The following is a 21,575-nucleotide window of genomic DNA, read 5'->3' as shown; positions in this document are numbered from 1 at the left end:
AGCCACCCGACGAACAAGCCCACCCTTGCCCCTCCGCCCCCGCGCCGCCATATAGGCCGGGACTACGAAGGAGGCCTCATATGGCAGAGAGCGATTTTCCCGGCTGGCACGGCACCACGATCATCGGCGTCAAGAAAGCCGGCGAGGTGGTGATCGCCGGCGATGGACAGGTCAGCCTGGGCCAGACCGTGATCAAGGGAACCGCGCGCAAGGTGCGGCGGCTGAGCCCCGGCGGCTATGACGTCGTGGCCGGTTTTGCCGGCTCGACGGCGGATGCCTTCACCCTGCTGGAACGGCTGGAGGCCAAACTCGAGGCGACCCCAGGGCAGCTGGCGCGGGCGTCGGTGGAACTGGCGAAAGACTGGCGCACCGATAAATACCTGCAAAAACTCGAAGCGATGCTGATCGTGAGTGACGGCGCTGAGATGTTGGTGATCACCGGTGCAGGGGACGTGCTAGAACCGGAACATGACGTGACCGCCATCGGTTCGGGCGGCAACTACGCGCTGGCCGCGGCGCGCGGCATGATGGACGGCGACATGTCCGCAGAAGAGGTCGCCCGAAAGGCGATGGCAATCGCCGCTGACATTTGCGTTTACACCAACGGCAACCTGACGGTGGAGAAAATCTGTAAATGACCGACCTGACCCCCCGCGAAATCGTCAGCGAGCTGGACCGCTTCATCATTGGCCAGAAGGACGCCAAGCGCGCCGTGGCCGTGGCACTCAGGAACCGTTGGCGGCGCAAGCAGTTGGGCGACGACCTGCGCGACGAGGTCTATCCCAAGAACATCCTGATGATCGGCCCCACCGGCGTCGGCAAGACCGAGATTTCCCGCCGACTGGCGAAGCTGGCGCGGGCGCCGTTCATCAAGGTCGAGGCCACCAAGTTCACCGAAGTGGGCTATGTCGGCCGGGACGTCGAACAGATCGTCCGTGACCTTGTTGATGCCGCGATTTCCATGACCCGCGAGCATATGCGCGAGGACGTCAAGGCCAGAGCCCACCGCGCCGCCGAGGATCGGGTGCTGCGGGCGATTGCAGGGGAAGACGCCCGCGAGGGCACGCTCGAGATGTTCCGCAAGAAGCTGAAGTCGGGCGAGCTCGATGACACGGTGATCGAGCTTGACGTCGCTGACAATTCCAACCCGATGGGTGGAATGTTCGACATTCCCGGCCAACCCGGCAGCCAGATGGGGATGATGAATCTGGGCGATATCTTCGGCAAAGCCTTTGGGGGGCGAACGACACGGCGCAAGATGTCAGTGTCCGAAAGCTATGACCTGCTGATATCGGAAGAAGCCGACAAGCTGCTGGACGACGAAACCGTGAACAAGGCGGCGCTGGAGGCGGTCGAACAGAACGGCATCGTCTTTCTCGACGAGATCGACAAGGTCGCGGCGCGGCAGGAAGCCCGCGGCGGCGACGTCAGCCGCGAAGGCGTCCAGCGCGATCTTCTGCCGCTGATCGAAGGCACAACTGTCTCGACGAAATACGGCCCCGTGAAGACTGACCATATTCTGTTCATTGCCTCGGGCGCGTTCCACATTGCAAAGCCGTCAGACCTGCTACCGGAATTGCAGGGCCGGCTGCCGATCCGGGTCGAGCTGCGGGCGCTGACCGAAGAAGATTTCGTCCGTATCCTGACCGAGACAGATAACGCCCTCACCCGGCAATACACGGCGCTGATGGCCACGGAGTCGGTCAACGTCGACTTCACGGATGATGGCATCGCGGCATTGGCCAAGATCGCGGCCGAGGTGAACCAGAGCATCGAGAACATCGGTGCGCGGCGGCTCTACACCGTGATGGAACGGGTCTTCGAAGAACTTAGCTTCACCGCGCCCGATCGGTCTGGCGAGCAGATTATCGTCGACGGGGCCTTCGTCGACAAGAACCTGGGCGAACTGATGAAATCCACCGATCTCAGTCGTTACGTGCTATGAACATGCGCGATGAAGCGTGTTCTGAGAATCTCGTCGTGGCCCGGCATCCTGGTGTTTGCGCTGGCCGGTGTGTCGATCGTCATCGTCGGGTTTTTCACCTATAACCTTCTGCAAATGAGCATGGCCAACCTGCGGTTTCTGCGCGAACATGGCTGGCTGGCCATCGAGGTGGGCGGGCTTTTGCAGTTTCTGCAATTGCTGATCTACGGTGTGGTCGCGCTGTTCTTCTTCATCCTGTTCAAGATTTGCGAATCCGAGCTCGTGATCCGCTATCGCCGCTGGCAGGATCGCTGATTTCCGCTTTCCTTCGCGGTTGAAAACCGGAACAGAGGACGCATGGGAACCCTGCGCTTCATCCGAGACAACGCCCCGTGGCTGGCGGCCGGGATGTTGCTGACCTTCCTGTCCAGCTTTGGCCAGACGTTTTTCATCTCGATTTTCGCCGGCGAAATTCGGACCGAGTTTGGTCTGACCCACGGGCAATGGGGTGGAATCTATACGCTGGGCACCGGCGCCTCGGCTTTTGTCATGGTCTGGGCCGGCGGGCTGACCGATCATTTCCGGGTGCGGGTGCTGGGCGCCGGAGTCCTGATCCTGCTGGCCGGCGCCTGCCTGTTCATGACTTTCAACACCGCCGCCTGGGCCCTGCCGCTGGTGATCTTCGCGCTGCGTTTCACCGGCCAGGGCATGACCAGCCACATTGCGGTGGTCGCGATGTCGCGCTGGTTCATCGCGACACGTGGACGGGCGCTTTCGGTGGCTACGCTCGGCTTTTCGGCGGGCGAAGCCTTGATGCCGGTTCTGTTCGTGTCGCTCCTGGCGCTCTACGACTGGCGCGTGCTTTGGATCGCCGCGGCTTGTGTCGCGGTTTTGGGGATTCCGGTTCTGCTGGGCTTACTCCGACACGAACGCACCCCGCAAAGTTTCGCCAGATCCGAGGCGACACTGGGCATGCAGGGCCGCCATTGGACCCGGAACCAGGCGCTGAAACACTATCTTTTCTGGTTCATGGTGCCCGCGCTTCTCGGTCCGGCGGCGTTCAACACTGCGTTCTTCTTCCACCAGGTTCATTTCGCCGAGGTGAAAGGCATCGATCATATTGCCCTGGTCGCGTTGTTCCCGTTCTACACGGCCATGTCCATCGGCGTGATGATCCTGGCCGGGCTGGCGCTCGATCAGTTTGGCTCGGCGCGGCTGATGCCGTTCATCCAGCTGCCGATGGTGGCCGGGTTTCTGTCCTTTGCCGTGGTCGGTTCGGTTCCGGGTATCCTGCTGGGGCTGTGTTTCATGGCGGCTTCGACCGGAGCGTTGATGACTTTCCCCAATGCCTTCTGGGCCGAATTCTATGGCACGAAGCACATCGGATCGGTCAAGGCGATGGCGGCAGCGGTGATGGTGCTCGGCTCGGCCATCGGGCCGGGGATCACCGGTGCCGGAATCGATCTCGGGATCGGGATCGAAGTGCAATACGTGATCGTGGCGGGCTATTTCCTGTTCACCACGGCGATGATGTGGATCGGAATCGGCCGGGCGCGCGCCAGCCTACCGGTTGCGGCGTAGATAAACGTAATACGCCCCACCGCCGCCGTGGCTCTGATGCGCCTCAGCCACCTGCAGCACCGCCTGGGCCAGCGGCGGAACGCTCAGCCAATGCGGAACCTGGTGGCGCAGCACGCCGTAGCGCACCGGAATTGGACCGCCTTCATCACGGTGCTTGCCCTTGCCGGTGATCACCAGAACCAATCGCTTGCCATCGGCCTGAGCTTTCAGAACGAACGCCACGAGGCGCAGATGCGCCCGATCCATGGTCATACCGTGCAGGTCGAGCTTGCCCTCGGGCACGATCTTGCCGCGCTTCATGCGGGCGTGAGTCTTACGGTCCATCCGCAACGGCGCCCGCGCCAGACGTTCCGACGGCGTCGGGCTCAGATCGTGCGCAGGCGGTGACGCCGGCTTCTGGCCCATATCAAACGGGTGCAACTCGATGGCGGGGCGTTTCTTTGGTGCCGGTTTGGGCAACGGCGCCTCGTGCGGCTTACCGTCGTGATGCAGCCGGTCAGCAGTTCTGGTCACCTTCCGCCAAAGCTCAACCTCGTCCGGGGACAGCCGTCGCCGTGTCATAGCCCGTCCCTCTCAATACGCGTCGACCGGCAACATCGCATAGGCACGCTGGATCGGCATCAGGACCAGTATCCGACCGGGATCACGCAAACGGCCGGCGGCACGCCCGGCCGCATCGCCGGTGCCGAAGTAGATATCGGCGCGCTGCGCGCCCTTGATCGCCGAGCCGGTGTCCTGCGCGATCATCAGCCGGCGCATCGGCGCCGCACCGCCTTTTTCGATCCAGACCGGTGCGCCCAACGGCACGAAACGCTTGTCCACGGCGATCGAGCGCAGCGCGGTGATCGAGCGGTTCATCGCGCCGCGTGGGCCGTCTTCCGGCGAGACGTTGGTGACTTTGCGGAAAAAGACATAGGACGGATTGTGGTGTAAAAGCTCTGACCCTTCAAAAGGATTCCGGCGCACCCAGTTCTTGATCACCTGCGCCGAAACCTGGTGCGCCTTGTAGATCCCGCGCCGCACCAGTTCGACCCCGATCGAGCGGTACTCGTGTCCATTCGCCCCGGCATAGCCCACCCGGATGTGCCGGCCGTCGGGCAAGCGAATCCGTCCGGAGCCCTGGATCTGAAGGAAGAACAGCTCGACCGGGTCGTCGACCCACGCAATCTCGAGTCCGCGACCCTGCATCACTTCTCCGGTTTCGATCTCGCGCCGGGTGAGCCATTGCCGCGCCGCCCGCGCTTCGGGCGGCATACGGTAGAGGGGATAACGGAAACGGGTCGAAGGATAGAGATCACCGTCAAGCTCGGGTTCAAAATAGCCGGTGAACAGCGCATCATCGCCGTCCTCGATCAGAACCGGCCGGAAGAACAGCTCGAAAAATGCCTTGGCATCCGTCTGGTCGCCGGCCAGCGCGCAAAGCGCACGCCAATCGGCATCGTCCATGTCCTGGCAGGTATTCAGGAAAACGCCGAGCGCTGCGGCGTGGTCATCCTGCTCCCAGCCGTTCAGATCACTGAATTCAAGAATGCTGTATTCAACTTCGGACGCGGCGGCTTTGCTGGTCATGATAAGCCCCGCAATGGCCAGCGCCCGAAGGATCCGCGTCATTCGCCCGTAGCGACAAGTAGCCAGTTCGGATCATCCGAGCCCATCACACGCTCGAACGTCCAGATGTCTTTCTGGCGCTTGATCTTGCCTGCCTCGCCTTCGACGATCTCACCGGCCTTGTTGCGCACAACCGAGGTCAGTTCGCCCACGAAGCGTACCGACACTTCGGCCGTTTTTGTAGCGTCATCAAACTGGGCATCCGCCAGAGAGGTTTCGCGCACACCTACGAAATCAGCCTCGATCTGAAGGCCTTCCTTCTCGCGCGCTTCGACGACCGACGCGAAGGCCTCGTAAACCTCTTCGGCCAGGAACGGCTTGATCGCGGCGAGATCGCCGCGTTCGAACCCCATCAGGATCATCTCATAGGCACCACGGGCCCCCTGCAGGAATTGGGCCACGTTGAAGCTGGATTCGGCCCGCTTCATCTTCGCCAGCGCTTCAGCCGCCGGGCTGCCCTCGTCGACGTGATCGGTAATGTCGTGGTCGGGACCGCCCTCGATAACCTCGAAGTCACGGCTCGGGCCGCTACGTTCGACCGGACGTGGTGCGGGCGGTGTTTCGAAACCGTCGCGGGTGCCAAGAACACTCCTGAGGCGCAGAATCAGGAACACGGCAATTCCGGCCAGAACCAGAAGTTGGATGATGGGCGAGTTCATGTTTTCCTCTTCGCGGCGTGCGCGTCGTTTGCGGCGCATGGAAACGGGCTTGACCTGCACTTATGTATAGAGCGGCGGTGGTCAAGTCCATTGCGCCTTCGAGTTGAGGAGAATGATCATATGTGGCTGCTTTTCGCATTCATCGGCGTACCGCTGATCGAGATCGCGCTGTTTATCAAGCTGGGAGGTGCGATCGGGCTCGGCTATACGCTACTGATCGTGGTGCTGACGGCGGTTCTGGGAACCTGGCTGGTGCGCAGTCAGGGAATCGCCGCGCTGAGCGATGTCCAACGATCATTCAACGAGTTGTCCGATCCCACCGAACCGCTGGCCCACGGCGCTATGATTCTGTTTTCCGGTGCGCTGCTGCTGACGCCTGGGTTCTTCACCGACGCATTGGGATTCGCCCTTTTGGTGCCCGGCGTGCGCCGCGCGGTGTTTCATTGGCTGCGCAAGCGGGTGACGGTGACGCATTTCTCGATGGGGTCGAACATCCCCCCCGATCCGCGTAAGCCCCGCGATCCCGGCCCCGACGACGTGATCGAAGGTGAGTTCACAGAGGTAGATCCGTCAAAACGCCCCACCCACCGGCCTTCGGGGTGGACAAAGCACTAAACTTGGCTCAGTCAGGGGCCGGCTTAACAGATTCCGGGAGAACACCATGGCCGAGACCGGCAATGGGGCCGCAGCCCAGGCCCCGCAGATCCAGCTCAACGTAATCAACCAGTTCGTCCGCGACCTCAGCTTCGAGAATATCCTGGCGCAGAAAGGCGGCCAGGGCGAGGTCCAGCCCGACATTCAGGTGCAGGTCAACCTCGACGCCAAGAAACGCGAGGCTGAAAACCAGTACGAGGTGTCAATCAAGCTCAACATCGAGAACCGCGACAAGACCAATACCGACAAAAAGATCTTCCTGATGGAAATCGACTATGCCGGGTTGTTCTTCATCGCCGGAGTACCGGAAGAGCAGATGCATCCGTTCCTTCTGATCGAATGCCCGCGGCTGTTGTTCCCGTTCCTGCGCCGGATCGTCTCGGATATTTCACGCGACGGCGGCTTCCCGCCGCTAAATCTCGACAATATCGATTTCATGGCACTCTACCGTCAAGAACTTGAACGCCGACAGGCTGCTTCGGGGCAAGCCCCGGCCAACTGACCGGTCAAAATTTCTTCCAAAGCGCGCCGTCGCCCAAGGCCTCGACAAAGGCCGCGTGGGCGGCGGCTTCGTTTTCCGTCAGCCGCGGCGGTAGCGGCACGGGCCGCGGCTGCGGCCGCCAATCACTCCCGGCCGGACCGCCTGCGACGACATGCACCGAAGCTTCGCTCAACCCGAAATCCGGCTGCCGTCCGCCGATCAGCTCCAGATAAACCTCGGCGAGGATTTCACTGTCGAGCAGTGCCCCGTGCAGCGTGCGCGCCGAATTATCGATGTTGAACCGCCGGCACAGCGCATCAAGCGACGCCGGTGACCCGGGATATTTCTTGCGCGCGATCATCAGAGTGTCGATCGCCTGGTCCATTGGCAGCAACGGCAGCCCGACCCAGCCGAGTTCGGCGTTGAGGAATTTCATGTCGAAACTGGCGTTGTGGATCACCAGTTTCGCCTCGCCGACAAACTCGAGAAACTCCTTGGAAATCTGCGCGAAAACCGGTTTGTCGCGCAGGAAATCCTCGCTCAGCCCGTGAACCTCGAACGCGTCTTGCGGCATGTCGCGTTCGGGATTGATATATTGATGATAGGTGTTGCCGGTGGGGACGTGATTCAAAAGCTCGACGCCGCCGATCTCGACGATGCGGTCACCGGTTTCCGGGTCGAAGCCTGTGGTTTCGGTGTCGAGAACGATTTCACGCATGCGTCTTGCCTCGGATGTCGTCGATGATCGCCTCAACCTGTTCGCGCGCATGGTCGAGCGTATCGGTAATGATCACGTAATCGGCCAGAGCGCGTTTCTTCGCATCGGGCACCTGTTTATTCAGAATAGCCTCGAACTGCGCCTCTGTCATGGTGCCGCGCTCGAGCACGCGGCGACGCTGGGTCTCGGCGTCGATCGAAACCACGGCCACCGCGTCCATGCGGGCGTTACCGCCGGTTTCGAACAGAAGCGGAATGTCGAAAACAAGGATATCAGACTCGGCCCGGGTGGCGAAATCAGCCCGGTCTTCCGCCACCAGCGGATGCACGATGGCCTCGATCCGTTTCAAAATGGTGGGGTCGTCTGCAATGATCCGCTTCAACACGTCGCGAGACACGGCGCCGTCTACCACGGCGTCAGGAAAGGCCGTCTGCATCGGGGCAACCGCGGCGCCGCCTGGCGCATAGAGCCGGTGCACCGCCGCGTCGGCATCCCATACGTCGCACCCCGCCTCGGCAAAAAGCTTCGCTGTGGTCGATTTGCCCATGCCAATCGAGCCTGTCAGCCCCAGTCGGAACGTCATCGCAATGCGGCCGCCCGTGTTGCCGCGTCAACCTCGGGCCGTGTCCCGAACCAGCGCTCGAAGGCTGGCACCGCCTGGTGCAACAGCATCCCCAGGCCATCGACTGTCGTGCAGCCGATCTCGCCGGCCACCCGCAACAGCCGGGTTTGCAACGGGTTGTAGACCAGGTCAGTTACCACTGCGGTTTTCCGGATCCCGTCCAGCGGCACGCGCAGTTCGGGTTTACCGACCATGCCCAGCGACGTTGTGTTGACGACCAGCGCGGCGTCTTCAAGCATGTTACCTGCCTTGACCCATTCGACAACCCGCACGCGTTTGCCGAAATCATCGGCCAGTTTGTCGGCTCGCACCCGGGTGCGGTTCGAAATCAGAATCTCCGGCACCCCTACATCCACAAGCGAGGCCACCACGGCCCGCGCCGCGCCGCCCGCTCCCAGCACCGCTGCCGGACCCGCCTTCGGATCCCAATCCGGTGCGCCCTGGCGTAAGTTCTGAATGAAGCCGTACCCGTCGGTATTGTCGGCGTGGATTTTCCCGTCTTTACGGAAGATCAGCGTGTTCGCCGCCCCGATCAGGGTCGCGCGATCAGTGACAAGGTCCGACAATTCCAATGCCCGTTCCTTGTGCGGCACGGTAATGTTGACCCCGACAAAGCCCATCCTGGGCAGCGTCTTAAGCACGTCCGGCAGATCGTCGGCGCTGACATCCATCGGAATGTAATGGCCTTTCAGCCCATAGGTGCGCAGCCAGTGATGGTGAAGCTGAGGCGATTTCGAATGCGCAACCGGGGATCCGATTACGCCGGCCAAGGGAATACGTTCGAGGGTCATCCGTCTAAATCTCCGCTTGCCGTGAGATAAGCGAGAATTTCCATCAGGGGCAATCCAAGGACATTGAAATAGTCGCCCTCGATGCGCGAAAACAGGCGCACGCCTTCTTCTTCCAGCTTGTAACCGCCGACGCTCCAGCGAATGCTGTCCCAGTTTCGCTTCAGGTAGGCGTCGAGATAGTTGTCGGAGAAATCTCGCATGGTCAACCGCACTTGCCCAACATGACGCCAGACCGGGCGCCCCTGATGGCAGAGAACCGCAGCCGAGAGCAGGCTGTGACGCTGGCCGCGTAGAGAATCAAGTTGGCCACAGGCGCCTTCGACATCTTTCGGTTTCGACAAAAGCCGTCCCTCGAAGTCCAGCACTTGATCCGCTCCGATCACCAGCGCATCGGGCTGTTTCGCGCTGATCTTCATCGCCTTGCCTTCAGCCAGCGCATCGGCAATGTCCCTTGGCTTGGCACCGTCGGCCTGCAGCGCGGCCTTGATCGCGTCTTCATCGAGTCGTGGAATCATTACATCGAACGGCACGGCTGCATTGCGAAGCAGCGTCTGCCGGATCTCCGATCCGGAGGCGAGGATGATCGGACGTGGCATGTGGAAAACCTCGTGGGCTTGTTCATTGTTTCTTAACGAAAGTTTGGGGACAAGGCCAAGACGTTCCCGATTTCCGGGGAAAACGGCCGGGTTCGGCGGAAATGTCTGGATTCACTCCACGGTGGACAGGGAAAAACGACGATTGTGAAGGCCGTGATAGTGTTCCAGGTTCGTCCCCGGTTTAGTCCACAGCGAACGCAACGTCAGGGTCAAACTAAGTTATTGGTTTATAACGATAACTATTGGATTCTGTACTACTTCACGCGCTTATCTCAAAATTTTTGCACAGGGGTCAATCCCATGGGGACATATCCGGGATATCACGATAATCCACAGAAAAATCTGTCCCTACAAAATCAACATCCTTTTTCTTTTATTTCTTTTTATTTTATTGGATTGCTTGGGGTGTGTGGAAACGGATGTCTTGCCAAAGAAGTCGTAAACCCTTTCGGTTGACTCGGCATCCCGTCATGCTTATCTAGCCGACAACCCCGCCCGTCCGGGCACCAGGGTATTCCAATGCCAACAAAGATCGCAAGTCGGGGGCTCCCGGCCGATCGAGGATATCGTCATGACAACCGAACAAATTTCCCTTGCCGACTTGAAGGCGAGAAGCCCCAAGGAACTGGTCGATCTCGCTGAAGAGCTCGAGATCGAAAACGCCTCAACCATGCGCAAGGGCGAGATCATGTTCTCGATCCTCAAAGAACGGGCCGAGGAAGGGTGGGAAATTTTCGGCGACGGTGTGCTCGAGGTGCTGCAAGATGGCTTTGGCTTCCTACGCTCGCCCGAGGCCAACTATCTGCCGGGCCCTGATGACATCTACGTCTCGCCCGACATGATCCGCAAATTCTCGCTGCGCACCGGCGATACCATTGATGGCAAGCTGGTTCAGCCGCTTGAGAGCGAGCGCTATTTTGCCCTTACCGACGTCAGCCAGATCAACTTCGAAGAGCCCGAGAAGGCCCGGCACAAGATCGCGTTTGACAACCTCACGCCGTTGTATCCCGACGAGCGGTTGAAGATGGAGATCGAGGATCCCACCATCAAGGACCGCTCAGCCCGCATCATCGACCTTGTTGCGCCAATCGGCAAAGGCCAACGATCGTTGATCGTGGCCCCGCCGCGGACCGGTAAGACCGTGCTGCTGCAAAACATCGCCCACAGCATCGAGGCCAATCACCCCGAGTGCTATCTGATCGTTCTGCTGATCGACGAACGCCCGGAAGAGGTCACCGATATGCAGCGTTCGGTGAAGGGTGAAGTGATCTCCTCGACCTTCGACGAGCCCGCCACGCGCCACGTCGCCGTTTCGGAAATGGTGATCGAAAAGGCCAAGCGCCTGGTCGAACACAAACGCGACGTCGTGATTCTCTTGGATTCGATCACCCGACTTGGCCGCGCTTTCAACACCACCGTACCGAGCTCGGGCAAGGTTCTGACCGGCGGTGTCGACGCCAACGCCCTGCAGCGGCCCAAGCGCTTCTTCGGCGCGGCCCGGAATATCGAGGAAGGCGGTTCGCTCACCATCATCGCGACGGCGCTGATCGACACCGGCAGCCGGATGGACGAAGTAATCTTCGAAGAATTCAAAGGCACCGGTAACTCCGAGATCGTGCTCGACCGCAAGGTCGCCGACAAGCGCGTCTTCCCGGCGATGGATATTCTCAAGTCCGGCACCCGGAAGGAAGACCTGTTGGTCAATCCCAAGGACCTGCAGAAAACCTTCGTTCTGCGCCGTATCCTCAACCCGATGGGCACCACCGATGCCATCGAGTTCCTGATCGGCAAGCTCAAGCAGACCAAGACCAACTCCGAATTCTTTGATTCGATGAATGGCTGAGGCCCGCCGCACCGGCGGGTAAAGGACCATGGACACCATCTTTGCCCTGGCCAGCGCCCACGGAAAAGCGGGCGTGGCCGTGATCCGTATTTCCGGGCCCCAAGCCTGGGAAGCAGCCGGGTCGCTCTGTGGCGCGCTACCGTCGCCGCGAACGGCCGGGCTGCGTGTACTGAAAGATGCTGAGGGAACGCGTCTCGACGAAGCGCTGGTTCTGGCATTCGAAGAAAAAGCGAGCTTCACCGGCGATCGGGTCGTCGAGTTTCAACTACATGGCTCGATTGCTGTGGTTTCTGCCGTGCTGGCGGGGCTGGGTCATATCGACGGTCTGCGCCACGCTGAGCCCGGCGAGTTCACCCGGCGTGCGCTCGAGAACGGGCGGCTCGACCTGACGCAAGTCGAAGGTCTGGCCGATCTGATCGATGCTGAAACCGAGGCGCAGCGGCGACAGGCGCTCAGGGTTCTCTCAGGAGATCTGGGAAATCGGGCCGAGGTCTGGCGGCGCGATCTGATCCGGGCGGCGGCGCTGTTGGAGGCGACGATTGATTTCGCCGATGAAGAGGTTCCGGTCGACGTAACACCTGAAGTGCGGGAGTTACTGGAAAGGACGCGCAACAGTCTTGAACGTGAAATCCGCGGCGTGGCGGTGGCCGAGCGGGTCCGCACAGGCTTCGAGGTTGCAATCCTTGGTGCGCCGAATGTCGGGAAGTCGACCCTGCTCAATGCGCTGGCCGGGCGCGAAGCCGCAATCACGTCGGAATATGCAGGCACGACCCGCGATGTGATCGAGGTGCGCATGGATCTGAGCGGTGTACCGGTGACTCTTCTGGACACGGCCGGTCTGCGTGAAACCGAGGACCATGTCGAGCGTATCGGCATCGCCCGGGCGCGTGAGCGAGCCGAGCAAGCCGATCTCAGGGTGTTCCTGGTCGAAGGCAACACCGCGCCAGAGATGGAGCCGGGCCCGGGCGATATCATCCTGAGGGCCAAAGCCGATCTTTTGGAAGACAGGACAGGGGCCGTTTCTGGTTTGACCGGTCAAGGTGTCTCGGATCTGATCGAAAAGATAACGCAAAGATTGGCGGCTGAAGTGGCAGATATTGGGGTTGCTACCCGTGTTCGCCACAAGATATCGATGGAGCACGCCGTCGCAACCCTGCACCAGGCTGATGCCCTGCTTGATCTTGGGGCCGAGCATACCGATCTTGCAGCAGAAGAGTTGCGCAGCGCCGTCCGCGCGCTTGACGCGTTGGTGGGGCGTGTGGATGTTGAGAACATCCTAGACGAAATTTTCGCCAGCTTCTGCATTGGCAAATGAGGCCGGGACGGGAGATGTTTCACGTGAAACATGATTTCGATGTCATCGTTGTCGGCGGCGGTCACGCAGGGACAGAAGCCGCCCATGCCGCCGCCCGCATGGGTGCGCGTGTGGCATTGGTGACGCTTCGTCGCCAAGATATCGGGGTAATGTCCTGCAACCCGGCCATTGGCGGTTTGGGCAAAGGCCATCTCGTGCGCGAGATCGACGCGATGAATGGCGTCATGGGCCGCGTCGCTGACCTTGCCGGCATCCAGTTCCGCCTGTTGAACCGCCGCAAGGGCCCCGCTGTGCAGGGCCCGCGTGCGCAGGCAGACCGCGCGATCTATCGCCGTGAGATGCTGCGCGAAACCGAGGCGCGCGAAGGTTTGGAAATCATCCACGGTGAGACCACGGATTTCCTGATGGATGGCGACCGCGTGGCCGGTGTCGTGCTTGGAGACGGATCCGAATTCCGGGCGCACTCTGTGATCCTGACCACGGGAACGTTTCTGCGCGGGGTGATCCACATCGGCGATGTGTCGCGCCCTGGCGGGCGGATGGGCGACAAGCCATCGGAGAGACTAGCCGAACGGCTTGACAGCTTCGCCCTGCCCTTGGGCCGCCTTAAAACCGGTACGCCGCCGCGGCTCGACGGACGGACGATCAACTGGGACATTCTGGAAGAGCAGCCGGGCGACGAAGAACCGACGATGTTTTCGTTCTTGTCGGACGGCCCGACTGCGCCACAGATCTCCTGTGGAATAACCCACACCAACCCGAAAACTCACGAGATCATCGAAAAGAACCTGGCGCGCTCGGCCATGTACGGAGGTCATATCGATGGCGTCGGTCCGCGATATTGCCCGTCGATCGAGGACAAGATCGTGCGGTTTGCTGACAAAACCTCGCACCAGATCTTTCTTGAGCCCGAGGGGGTGAACGATCATACCGTCTATCCCAACGGGATTTCCACCTCCCTGCCCGAAGACGTGCAGAACGACTACGTGCATTCGATTCGTGGGCTGGAAGAAGCAGTGATTCTGCAACCTGGCTATGCAATCGAATACGATTATGTTGATCCGCGCGCGCTGGCGGCGACGCTGGCCATTAAAGGGGTCGAGGGCCTTTACCTTGCGGGTCAGATCAATGGAACAACGGGTTACGAGGAAGCCGCGGCGCAAGGGCTGGTGGCGGGCCTGAACGCCGCGCTGGCGGCGCAAGGGCGCGATCCGGTACTGTTCAGCCGGGCCGACAGCTATATCGGTGTGATGGTCGATGACCTGATCACCCGCGGCGTGTCCGAGCCCTATCGCATGTTTACCTCACGCGCCGAGTTTCGCCTGTCGTTGCGGGCGGACAACGCCGACCAACGGCTGACGCCGTTGGCCATCGCGTTGGGGTGCGCCGGCGAGGAACGCAAAAAGGCGTTTGAGGCCAAGGCCGAGGCGCTGACGCAAGGCCGTGCACTGCTCGAGGAACAAAGTTGGACCCCGACCGAGCTGAATGCCAAAGGCTTCGCGATGAGTCATGACGGCGCCAGACGCAACGGCATGCAGCTTCTTGCTTTCCCGGATGTCGGGTTCGACATGCTGATTGGGCTGGATGGAGCGTTGGCCGCGGTGGACCCTGACATCCGCGCGCAGCTGGAGAAAGACGCTCTCTATGCCAACTATATCGAACGGCAGAAGCGAGACGTCGAAGCCTTGAAGCGCGACGAAGGTCACGTGATCCCGGTCGATTTTAAGTATGATGGCATCGATGGGCTGTCGAACGAGCTCAAATCCAAGTTGTCCCACGCCCGGCCAGCCAATCTCGCGCAGGCCGGCCGTGTCGACGGGATGACTCCGGCGGCGTTGGCGCTGTTGCTGGCCAAGTTGCGGCAGGCACAAAGGGGGAAATCCGCGTGACGCTGTCGGCCGGCATGCTTGGTGTTTCACGTGAAACATTCGAGCGTCTCGAGACCTATGCCGCGCTGCTGGAAAAGTGGAACCGGCGGATCAACCTCGTGGCCAGGTCCACGCTCGCGGACCTTTGGGAGCGACATATCCGCGATTCCCTCCAGGTTTTCCGGTTGCTCGACCACCCTGCCCGTCGATGGGCCGATCTCGGCAGCGGTGGCGGATTCCCCGGCCTAGTCGTGGCCATTCTGGCAGCCGAAACCGGAAACCCGGCGGGTACCGTTCTCGTCGAAAGCGATCAACGCAAAGCGACATTCCTGCGCACCGTCCTGCGCGAAACAGGTGTAAGCGCGCAGGTGATCGCTGAGCGTATCGAGGAAACCTCACCGCTGAGCGCAGATGTCGTCTCCGCCCGGGCGCTCGCCGATCTTGCGACCCTGTTGGGGTTTGCCGGCCGCCATTTGTCACCGGGTGGCCTCTGCCTGTTCCCGAAGGGCAGAAACTGGAAATCGGAGCTTCAATTGGCGCGCGAAGCATGGCATTTCTCTTACGAAGCCATCCCGAGCCAGACCGAATCCCAGGCTGTTGTCTTGAAAATTGAAGGACTTTCCCGTGTCTGATCCCACGCGGCCGCCGGGCCCGAAAATCATAGCAGTGGCCAACCAGAAAGGTGGGGTCGGCAAAACAACGACCACGATCAACCTCGGTGCAGCGCTGACCGAACAGGGCTGCCGCGTACTTGTGGTCGATCTTGATCCACAGGGCAACGCCTCGACCGGGCTCGGGATCGAGGCCGGCGACCGCGAATTCAACACCTATGACCTGATCCTGGGCGAGGCCGACCTGGCGGATGTGATCCACAACACCGATACCGCCAACCTTCTGATCATACCGGCAACGGTGGATCTGAGCTCAGCCGATATCGAGCTGATTTCCAATGAAAAACGCAGTTTCATGCTGCATGATGCCCTGCGCCAGCATGCGATTGACGATTTCGCGTTCGACTACATACTGATCGACTGCCCGCCATCTCTGAACCTTCTGACGGTCAACGCGATGGTTGCGGCCCATTCCGTACTTGTGCCGCTGCAGAGCGAGTTCTTTGCCCTCGAGGGTCTGTCGCAGCTGATGCTGACGGTGCGCGAGGTGCGCCAGACGGCCAATCCCGGGCTCAGAATTGAAGGCATCGTGCTCACCATGTATGACGGACGCAACCGGCTCAGCCAGCAGGTCGAGACCGATGCACGCGACAATCTCGGCGATCTGGTATTCAAGACCATCATTCCGCGCAACGTGCGGGTCAGCGAAGCCCCGTCTTTCGCCATGCCTGTACTGAGTTACGAGCCTGATTCAAAGGGCGCCCAAGCCTACCGCGAGCTGGCGAGCGAGATGCTGGGCAATCACAGGCGAGTCGCCGCATAAAGGGAGGGGTGAGCATGGCAGAGAAGAAACGGGGTCTGGGGCGTGGTCTTTCGGCGCTGATGGCCGATGTGAACCGGGATGATAGGCCAGCAGACGATGAGGCGCCGCGCCGCGCCGAACAACACATCCCGATCGAGAAGGTTGCACCGAACCCGGATCAGCCGCGGCACAGCTTCGACCGTGACAAGCTTGACGATCTCGCCGGGTCGATCCGGGAAAAAGGCATCATCCAGCCACTGATCGTAAGGCCAGATCCCAAGAAAAACGGCCAATATCAGATTGTTGCCGGTGAACGGCGCTGGCGGGCGGCACAGATGGCGCAGTTGCACGAGGTACCGGTTCTGGTACGCGACTTCGACGATACCGAGATGCTGGAAGTCGCCATCATTGAGAACATTCAGCGCGCCGATCTCAACCCGGTGGAAGAGGCCGCCGGTTATCGGCAGCTGATCGACAAGTTTGGTCACACCCAGGAGCAATTGGCGCAGGCTCTGGGCAAGAGTCGCTCGCATATTGCCAACCAGATGAGGCTGCTGACCCTGCCGCGCGATGTTCTGGATCTGCTGGAAACCGAGAAGCTCTCGGCGGGTCACGCCCGAGCCCTGATCACGTCGGATAATCCCTCGGAACTGGCAAAGATCATTGTCCAGAAAGGCTTGTCGGTCCGTGAAGCCGAGAAGCTGGCCAAGAAGGGGCTGGCGACAAAGACCGCGGCCAAGGATAAGACGCCGAGCGAAAAAGACGCCGACACGGTTGCGCTCGAAGGGGATCTGTCGGCCAATCTCGGTATGAAGGTGCAGGTGAATCACCAGTCGGGAAAGGAATCCGGTCAGGTGATTATCAGCTACAAGACCTTGGAAGATCTGGACGATCTGTGCCGGATGCTGACTAGAAGTTAGGCCGGGTCCAGATGAAGGTCAGGACAGCGGAAAGAATCGCAGCCTGAAGAGCCAGAAGCCAGAGCTTCAGCCCGAGCGCCAGGGAAATTCCGAATACCGCTGCAATCGAGAGAGTGGCAACGCGTTTGACGCGGGGATTGATTGCGCCGCGCATCTGCCAGTCGACAATCGGCGGACCGAAGGTCGGATGGCTGAGCAGCCAGTTGTGCAGACGTTCCGACGAGCGGGCAAACAAGAATGCGGCCAACAACATGAAAGGCACGGTGGGCAGAATCGGCAGCACGATGCCAATCAGCCCGAGACCGACGCAGACCAAACCCAGCGCTGCCCAGATGAATTGCATGTCAGCCCGCGAAAAACTCCTTGATGACAGCATTCAACACCATGCGGCCACCGGGTGTCACGTGTAGAGAGTCACCTGCGTGCTCGACCATGCCGATCTCCGAAAGATATGCGATCTTGGCGGTGTCGAGGTGGTCGCCTGACAGACTATAATATCTTTTTAAATCAATACCTTGCAACAGTCTCAGCCCCATCATAAGGTATTCTTCCGCCTGCTCCGTCCCGCTCAGCGCGCGGCGCAGGTTTTCACCTTGCCCGGCTTCCGCAGCCTGTAACCAGGCCAGCGGGGCCAGCCGGGTTTCGGTGGCGTATCTTTGGCCGTGCACGGTGATCCGCCCGTGGGCGCCGGGGCCTATCCCGGCGTAATCCCCGTAACGCCAATAGATCAGGTTATGCCGTGACTCAGAGCCCGATTTGGCATGGTTAGAGACTTCATATGCCTCAAAACCGGCCGCAGCGCAGATGTCCTGCGTTGCCTCATACATTTCGGCGGACAGGTCGTCTTCCGGCAGACCGCGCAGTTTGCCGGCGTCGTACCGGTCGCCGAACGCGGTGCCTGGCTCGATCGTAAGCTGATAGAGCGACAGGTGATCGACGGTCATCGCCAAAGCCCGGCGCAGTTCGCTCCGCCAGTCCGACAGAGTCTGGTTCTGGCGCGCGTAGATCAGATCGAAACTGACGCGGTCAAAGTTGTTTCGCGCTATGTCGAAAGCGGCGAGCGCGTCGTCCACCGAATGCAACCGGCCCAACGCACGCAAATCGGGATCGTTGAGTGCCTGGATGCCCATGGACAACCGATTGACCCCGGCTTGCGCGTATCCGCGGAACCGTCCAGCCTCGACCGACCCGGGATTGGCCTCAAGTGTCACTTCGAGATCATTCGCGACCGGCCATCGCATGTGAATGCGTTCCAGCACTGCATTCACCGTCTCAGGCGCCATCAGACTGGGCGTGCCGCCTCCGAAAAACACCGAGTTGACCACCCGTGCCGGCAGTGCCGCGGCATAGCGGTCGATTTCCCGTGTATAGGCTCTAACCCAGCGAGACTCGTCGATTTCAGCGGCGACGTGGCTGTTGAAATCGCAATATGGGCATTTCGAGGCACAAAACGGCCAATGGATGTAGATGCCGAAGCCGCCATGGGTCCAATCCTCAGCCAAAGCAGCCCTTCACGAATTTGGCGAAGGCGTCGGCGCGGTGGCTCATGGAATGTTTCTTTTCCGGGTCCATTTCGCCGAAGGTTTCCGACTCGCCGTCCGGCAGGAAGACCGGATCAAAACCGAAGCCGTTTTTACCGCGCATCGGCCACACCACCTGTCCCTGAACCGTTCCTTCAAAAATCTCGTCGTGCCCGTCCGGCCAAGCCAGGCAGAGCGTACAGTTGAACGCCGCCTTGCGCGGCAGGGGCGCATTCTTTTCCTCCAGAAGCCGCCAGACCTTTTCCATTGCCATCGGAAAATCGCGGCCTTCGGGCGTTTCGGCCCAGTCAGCCGTGTGGACCCCGGGGGCGCCGTCCAGCGCCTCGACCGTGATGCCGCTGTCATCGCTGAGCGCCGGCAATCCGGTCGCTTTCGCGGCGAAATGCGCCTTGATCCGGGCATTGCCGGCGAACGTGTTTTCCGTCTCTTCGGGCTCTTCCAGCCCGTGATCCCCAGCGGAGCTGACCTTGACGCCGAATGGCTCAAGCAATTCGGCGATTTCGCGCAGCTTGCCCTTGTTGTGACTGGCGATCACCAACTCTCGACCGTCGAACTTACGCACTGGTTGCGGCCCTCTGCATCGCGGCCAGTTCCCCCACGCCCTTGGCCGCGAGTTCCATCAATTCATCCAGTTGTTCGCGGGAAAAGGTAGAGCCTTCGGCGCTCATCTGCACCTCGATCAGGCGACCGCCGCCCAGCATGACGAAATTGCCGTCGACCCCCGCCTCGCTGTCCTCGGGATAGTCAAGATCGAGCACCGGCTGGCCGGCATAGATGCCACAGGACACGGCTGCGACCGGGTCGAGAAGAGGATCGGAAATCACATCGCCTGCCTTGATCAGCTTGTTGACCGCCAGGCGCAGCGCCACCCAGCCACCGGTGATCGAGGCGCAACGGGTGCCGCCATCGGCCTGAATCACGTCGCAGTCGACGGTGATCTGGCGCTCACCCAGCGCCACGCGATCGACGCCGGCGCGCAAGCTTCGACCGATCAGCCGCTGGATTTCCACGGTGCGGCCGCCCTGCTTGCCGGCGGCTGCCTCGCGCCGCATCCGGCTGGTGGTCGAGCGCGGCAACATCCCGTATTCCGCCGTGACCCAGCCCAGTCCCGATCCCTTGATGAACGGCGGCACGCGATCTTCGAGCGTGGCCGTGCACAGCACGTGCGTATCGCCCATCCGGATCATGCACGACCCTTCGGCATGCTTGGTCACGCCCGTTTCGATTGAAACCGGCCGCATTTCGCTTAAATCTCTTCCCGAAGGTCGCATCTTGTGTCCTTTCGCGTCTCACCTTCCGGATACAGGCGGCGCGCTGGCACATGCAACCCCGATTGACCTTTGATCCAACCGCTTCTTTAATGCCCGATGGCTTGAGACTGTAGCAGATGACCGACACAGGCAAAATCCTGACCGAGATGAATGACCGTTCGCGCGAAGTGTTTCGTCGAGTGGTCGAGGCCTATCTCGACACCGGCGATCCCGTTGGCTCGCGCTCGTTGACACGGTCGATGAGCGAAAAGGTGTCCGCCGCGACGATCCGTAATGTCATGCAGGATCTCGAATTCCTCGGTCTTCTCGATTCGCCGCATGTCTCGGCCGGACGGGTGCCGACCCAGGCCGGGCTGCGCATGTTCGTCGACGGTCTTCTCGAGGTCAGTGACCTCAAGCAGGACGATCGCCAGAAAATCGACGAAACGCTGGGCTCGAACACCGCTGATGTCGGCACCATGCTCGACCGGATCGGCTCCGCCCTTTCCGGGGTGACGCAGGGCGCATCGCTGGTTCTCTCGCCGAAACACGAAGCGCCGATCAAGCATATCGAGTTCGTTCATCTCGGACAGGACCGGGCGCTGGTGGTGCTGGTCTTTGCTGACGGTCATGTCGAGAACCGGATTTTCTCGCCGCCGCCTGGTCAGACGCCCAGTTCGATGCGTGAAGCTGCAAATTTCCTCAACGCGCTGGCCGAGGGACGCAGCCTGTCCGAGCTGACCACCGTGATCCGCGAGCAGATCGACGCGCGGCGCCAAGAGATCGATTCGCTGGCACATCAACTGGTGGAAAGCGGGCTCGCCGTCTGGGAGGGACAGGGCGGTCTGCATGAACGGTTGATCGTGCGCGGGCGGGCGAATCTCTTGCAGGGAAGCGATGCCGAAGAGGAACTTGAACGCATCCGAACGCTGTTCGACGACCTCGAACGCAAGCGTGACATCGCCGAGTTCCTCGAACTCGCCGAAGAGGGTGAAGGCGTGCGCATTTTTATCGGCTCGGAGAACAAACTTTTCTCACTTTCGGGTTCCTCTTTGGTGGTGTCTCCATATATGAACGCTGATCGAAAGATCATCGGTGCGGTCGGGGTCATCGGGCCGACGCGGCTCAACTATGGGCGGATCGTACCGATCGTCGACTACACGGCCCAGCTTGTCGGGCGGATGATTTCCGACCGGGGCTGACCGGGCAGGAGTTAGAGGTGGAAAATGGCAGAACCCAGGGAAGAAGATTTTCTCGATGACATTACGGCGGCGGAAGCCGAAGAACTGGCCGAAGAGATCGCCGAGATCGATTCGGTCGAGGCCGAGCTGGATGCTCTGCGTGCCGAACGGGACGACCTGAAAGACAAGTTCATGCGTGCCTTGGCCGATGCCGAGAACGCCCGCAAGCGCGGCGACAAGATGCGCCGCGATGCCGAGCAATACGGCGGTTCGAAACTCGCTCGCGACATGCTGCCGGTCTACGACAACATGAAGCGCGCGCTGGAAGCCGCCGGTGATGAACAGCGCGAAGTGGCCGCCGCCCTGATCGAAGGTGTGGAGCTTACCATGCGCGAGCTACTCAACGTTTTCGCCAAACACGGCATTCAGATTGTCTCGCCGCAGGTGGGTGACAAGTTCGATCCGCAGATGCACGAGGCAATGTTCGAAGCCCCGCTGCCCGGCACCCAGGCCGGCGACATCATCCAGGTTTCGGCCGAGGGCTTCATGTTGCATGATCGCCTGCTGCGTCCGGCGCAGGTCGGCGTGTCGTCGACACCAAAATCCTGAC

Annotated in this window: 25 protein-coding genes; 14 read left to right on the top strand and 11 right to left on the bottom strand. The window is 60.8% G+C overall.

The annotated features are described in order from the left end of the window. The first annotated feature begins 80 nt into the window (after positions 1–80). From hslV to NO357_RS10400, 4 genes are read left to right on the top strand one after another with little or no spacing between them, the layout of a single operon-like run. The gene (gene hslV / locus NO357_RS10415; RefSeq protein ID WP_306735610.1) at positions 81–638 is read left to right on the top strand and encodes an ATP-dependent protease subunit HslV; all 558 of its coding nucleotides are present in this window, start codon (positions 81–83) and stop codon (positions 636–638) included. Next, the gene (gene hslU, locus NO357_RS10410; protein WP_306735609.1) at positions 635–1,945 is read left to right on the top strand and encodes an ATP-dependent protease ATPase subunit HslU; all 1,311 of its coding nucleotides are present in this window, start codon (positions 635–637) and stop codon (positions 1,943–1,945) included. The genes hslV and hslU overlap by 4 nt, the downstream gene beginning before the upstream one ends. Before the next feature lie 9 nt (positions 1,946–1,954). Further along, positions 1,955–2,239 carry a hypothetical protein gene (locus tag NO357_RS10405; RefSeq protein WP_306735608.1) on the top strand — a complete coding sequence of 95 codons (285 nt, stop codon included), beginning with the start codon at positions 1,955–1,957 and terminating at the stop codon, positions 2,237–2,239. 42 nt (positions 2,240–2,281) lie between these two features. Next, positions 2,282–3,505 carry an MFS transporter gene (locus NO357_RS10400; RefSeq protein WP_306735607.1) on the top strand — a complete coding sequence of 408 codons (1,224 nt, stop codon included), beginning with the start codon at positions 2,282–2,284 and terminating at the stop codon, positions 3,503–3,505. Here NO357_RS10400 and NO357_RS10395 read toward each other — a convergent pair. Genes NO357_RS10395 through NO357_RS10385 form a run of 3 tightly spaced genes read right to left on the bottom strand, consistent with a single transcriptional unit; the run spans position 3,488 to position 5,772 of the window. Continuing rightward, the gene (locus NO357_RS10395) at positions 3,488–4,066 is read right to left on the bottom strand and encodes a Smr/MutS family protein (protein ID WP_306735606.1); all 579 of its coding nucleotides are present in this window, start codon (positions 4,064–4,066) and stop codon (positions 3,488–3,490) included. The two genes, NO357_RS10400 and NO357_RS10395, sit on opposite strands and share 18 nt — an antisense overlap. Before the next feature lie 12 nt (positions 4,067–4,078). Beyond that, positions 4,079–5,116, bottom strand: a complete 1,038-nt coding sequence (gene mltA / locus NO357_RS10390) for a murein transglycosylase A (RefSeq protein ID WP_376744368.1) — start codon at positions 5,114–5,116, stop codon at positions 4,079–4,081. Continuing rightward, positions 5,113–5,772 (bottom strand): Tim44/TimA family putative adaptor protein, encoded by a 660-nt coding sequence (locus tag NO357_RS10385; protein ID WP_306735604.1) that lies wholly within the window; start codon positions 5,770–5,772, stop codon positions 5,113–5,115. The genes mltA and NO357_RS10385 overlap by 4 nt, the downstream gene beginning before the upstream one ends. Before the next feature lie 120 nt (positions 5,773–5,892). On the opposite strand from NO357_RS10385, the gene NO357_RS10380 reads away from it, so the two are divergent. Both NO357_RS10380 and secB read left to right on the top strand, forming a co-directional pair. Next, the gene (locus NO357_RS10380) at positions 5,893–6,387 is read left to right on the top strand and encodes an FxsA family protein (RefSeq protein WP_306735603.1); all 495 of its coding nucleotides are present in this window, start codon (positions 5,893–5,895) and stop codon (positions 6,385–6,387) included. A gap of 46 nt (positions 6,388–6,433) precedes the next feature. Beyond that, entirely contained in the window at positions 6,434–6,928 is a 495-nt protein-coding gene (secB, locus tag NO357_RS10375; protein ID WP_306735602.1) for a protein-export chaperone SecB, read from the top strand. Between the two features lie 4 nt (positions 6,929–6,932). Here secB and dnaQ read toward each other — a convergent pair whose 3' ends face one another. The 4 genes from dnaQ to NO357_RS10355 are packed head-to-tail and all read right to left on the bottom strand — an operon-like array spanning position 6,933 to position 9,634. Next, positions 6,933–7,625: a DNA polymerase III subunit epsilon gene (dnaQ, locus tag NO357_RS10370; RefSeq protein ID WP_306735601.1), complete on the bottom strand. Its 693-nt coding sequence runs from the start codon at positions 7,623–7,625 to the stop codon at positions 6,933–6,935. After that, a complete protein-coding gene (gene coaE / locus NO357_RS10365) occupies positions 7,618–8,208 on the bottom strand; it encodes a dephospho-CoA kinase (protein WP_306735600.1) in 591 nt (196 codons plus the stop codon). The genes dnaQ and coaE overlap by 8 nt, the downstream gene beginning before the upstream one ends. Continuing rightward, positions 8,205–9,038, bottom strand: a complete 834-nt coding sequence (locus tag NO357_RS10360) for a shikimate dehydrogenase (protein WP_306735599.1) — start codon at positions 9,036–9,038, stop codon at positions 8,205–8,207. The genes coaE and NO357_RS10360 overlap by 4 nt, the downstream gene beginning before the upstream one ends. Further along, positions 9,035–9,634, bottom strand: a complete 600-nt coding sequence (locus NO357_RS10355; protein ID WP_306735598.1) for a Maf family protein — start codon at positions 9,632–9,634, stop codon at positions 9,035–9,037. The genes NO357_RS10360 and NO357_RS10355 overlap by 4 nt, the downstream gene beginning before the upstream one ends. Before the next feature lie 571 nt (positions 9,635–10,205). On the opposite strand from NO357_RS10355, the gene rho reads away from it, so the two are divergent. From rho to NO357_RS10325, 6 genes are read left to right on the top strand one after another with little or no spacing between them, the layout of a single operon-like run. Beyond that, positions 10,206–11,477 (top strand): transcription termination factor Rho, encoded by a 1,272-nt coding sequence (rho, locus tag NO357_RS10350; protein ID WP_306735597.1) that lies wholly within the window; start codon positions 10,206–10,208, stop codon positions 11,475–11,477. A gap of 28 nt (positions 11,478–11,505) precedes the next feature. Then, positions 11,506–12,792, top strand: a complete 1,287-nt coding sequence (mnmE, locus tag NO357_RS10345; RefSeq protein WP_306735596.1) for a tRNA uridine-5-carboxymethylaminomethyl(34) synthesis GTPase MnmE — start codon at positions 11,506–11,508, stop codon at positions 12,790–12,792. A 14-nt stretch (positions 12,793–12,806) separates the two neighbouring features. After that, positions 12,807–14,681, top strand: coding sequence for a tRNA uridine-5-carboxymethylaminomethyl(34) synthesis enzyme MnmG (mnmG, locus tag NO357_RS10340; protein ID WP_306735595.1), 1,875 nt, complete (start codon positions 12,807–12,809; stop codon positions 14,679–14,681). A 14-nt stretch (positions 14,682–14,695) separates the two neighbouring features. Then, positions 14,696–15,292: a 16S rRNA (guanine(527)-N(7))-methyltransferase RsmG gene (gene rsmG, locus NO357_RS10335; protein WP_306736173.1), complete on the top strand. Its 597-nt coding sequence runs from the start codon at positions 14,696–14,698 to the stop codon at positions 15,290–15,292. Then, positions 15,285–16,094 carry a ParA family protein gene (locus tag NO357_RS10330; protein ID WP_306735594.1) on the top strand — a complete coding sequence of 270 codons (810 nt, stop codon included), beginning with the start codon at positions 15,285–15,287 and terminating at the stop codon, positions 16,092–16,094. Before rsmG ends, NO357_RS10330 begins: the two co-directional genes overlap by 8 nt. Before the next feature lie 14 nt (positions 16,095–16,108). Further along, complete coding sequence (locus NO357_RS10325; protein WP_306735593.1) at positions 16,109–16,993, top strand: ParB/RepB/Spo0J family partition protein; 885 nt, start codon at positions 16,109–16,111, stop codon at positions 16,991–16,993. Here NO357_RS10325 and NO357_RS10320 read toward each other — a convergent pair. Genes NO357_RS10320 through rph form a run of 4 tightly spaced genes read right to left on the bottom strand, consistent with a single transcriptional unit; the run spans position 16,983 to position 19,805 of the window. Continuing rightward, on the bottom strand, positions 16,983–17,336 hold the full coding sequence (locus NO357_RS10320; protein ID WP_306735592.1) for a YbaN family protein: 354 nt from the start codon (positions 17,334–17,336) through the stop codon (positions 16,983–16,985). The two genes, NO357_RS10325 and NO357_RS10320, sit on opposite strands and share 11 nt — an antisense overlap. Before the next feature lies 1 nt (position 17,337). Continuing rightward, the gene (gene hemW, locus NO357_RS10315; RefSeq protein ID WP_306735591.1) at positions 17,338–18,495 is read right to left on the bottom strand and encodes a radical SAM family heme chaperone HemW; all 1,158 of its coding nucleotides are present in this window, start codon (positions 18,493–18,495) and stop codon (positions 17,338–17,340) included. Continuing rightward, positions 18,488–19,096 carry an RdgB/HAM1 family non-canonical purine NTP pyrophosphatase gene (gene rdgB, locus NO357_RS10310; RefSeq protein ID WP_306735590.1) on the bottom strand — a complete coding sequence of 203 codons (609 nt, stop codon included), beginning with the start codon at positions 19,094–19,096 and terminating at the stop codon, positions 18,488–18,490. Before rdgB ends, hemW begins: the two co-directional genes overlap by 8 nt. Then, positions 19,089–19,805 carry a ribonuclease PH gene (gene rph, locus NO357_RS10305; protein WP_306735589.1) on the bottom strand — a complete coding sequence of 239 codons (717 nt, stop codon included), beginning with the start codon at positions 19,803–19,805 and terminating at the stop codon, positions 19,089–19,091. Before rph ends, rdgB begins: the two co-directional genes overlap by 8 nt. A 116-nt stretch (positions 19,806–19,921) precedes the next feature. Here rph and hrcA point away from each other — a divergent pair, with 116 nt between their 5' ends. Together hrcA and NO357_RS10295 are read left to right on the top strand one after the other, a co-directional pair. Continuing rightward, a complete protein-coding gene (hrcA, locus tag NO357_RS10300; RefSeq protein ID WP_306735588.1) occupies positions 19,922–20,986 on the top strand; it encodes a heat-inducible transcriptional repressor HrcA in 1,065 nt (354 codons plus the stop codon). Positions 20,987–21,010: 24 nt separating this feature from the next. After that, positions 21,011–21,574 (top strand): nucleotide exchange factor GrpE, encoded by a 564-nt coding sequence (locus NO357_RS10295; RefSeq protein ID WP_306735587.1) that lies wholly within the window; start codon positions 21,011–21,013, stop codon positions 21,572–21,574. Position 21,575: the final 1 nt, after the last annotated feature.

Origin of the sequence: Marimonas arenosa (assembly GCF_030848945.1) — a bacterium.
GTDB lineage: Bacteria > Pseudomonadota > Alphaproteobacteria > Rhodobacterales > Rhodobacteraceae > Marimonas > Marimonas arenosa.
Note: the sequence above shows the minus strand (reverse complement) of the source record. Positions and strands in the feature narration are given on the sequence as shown.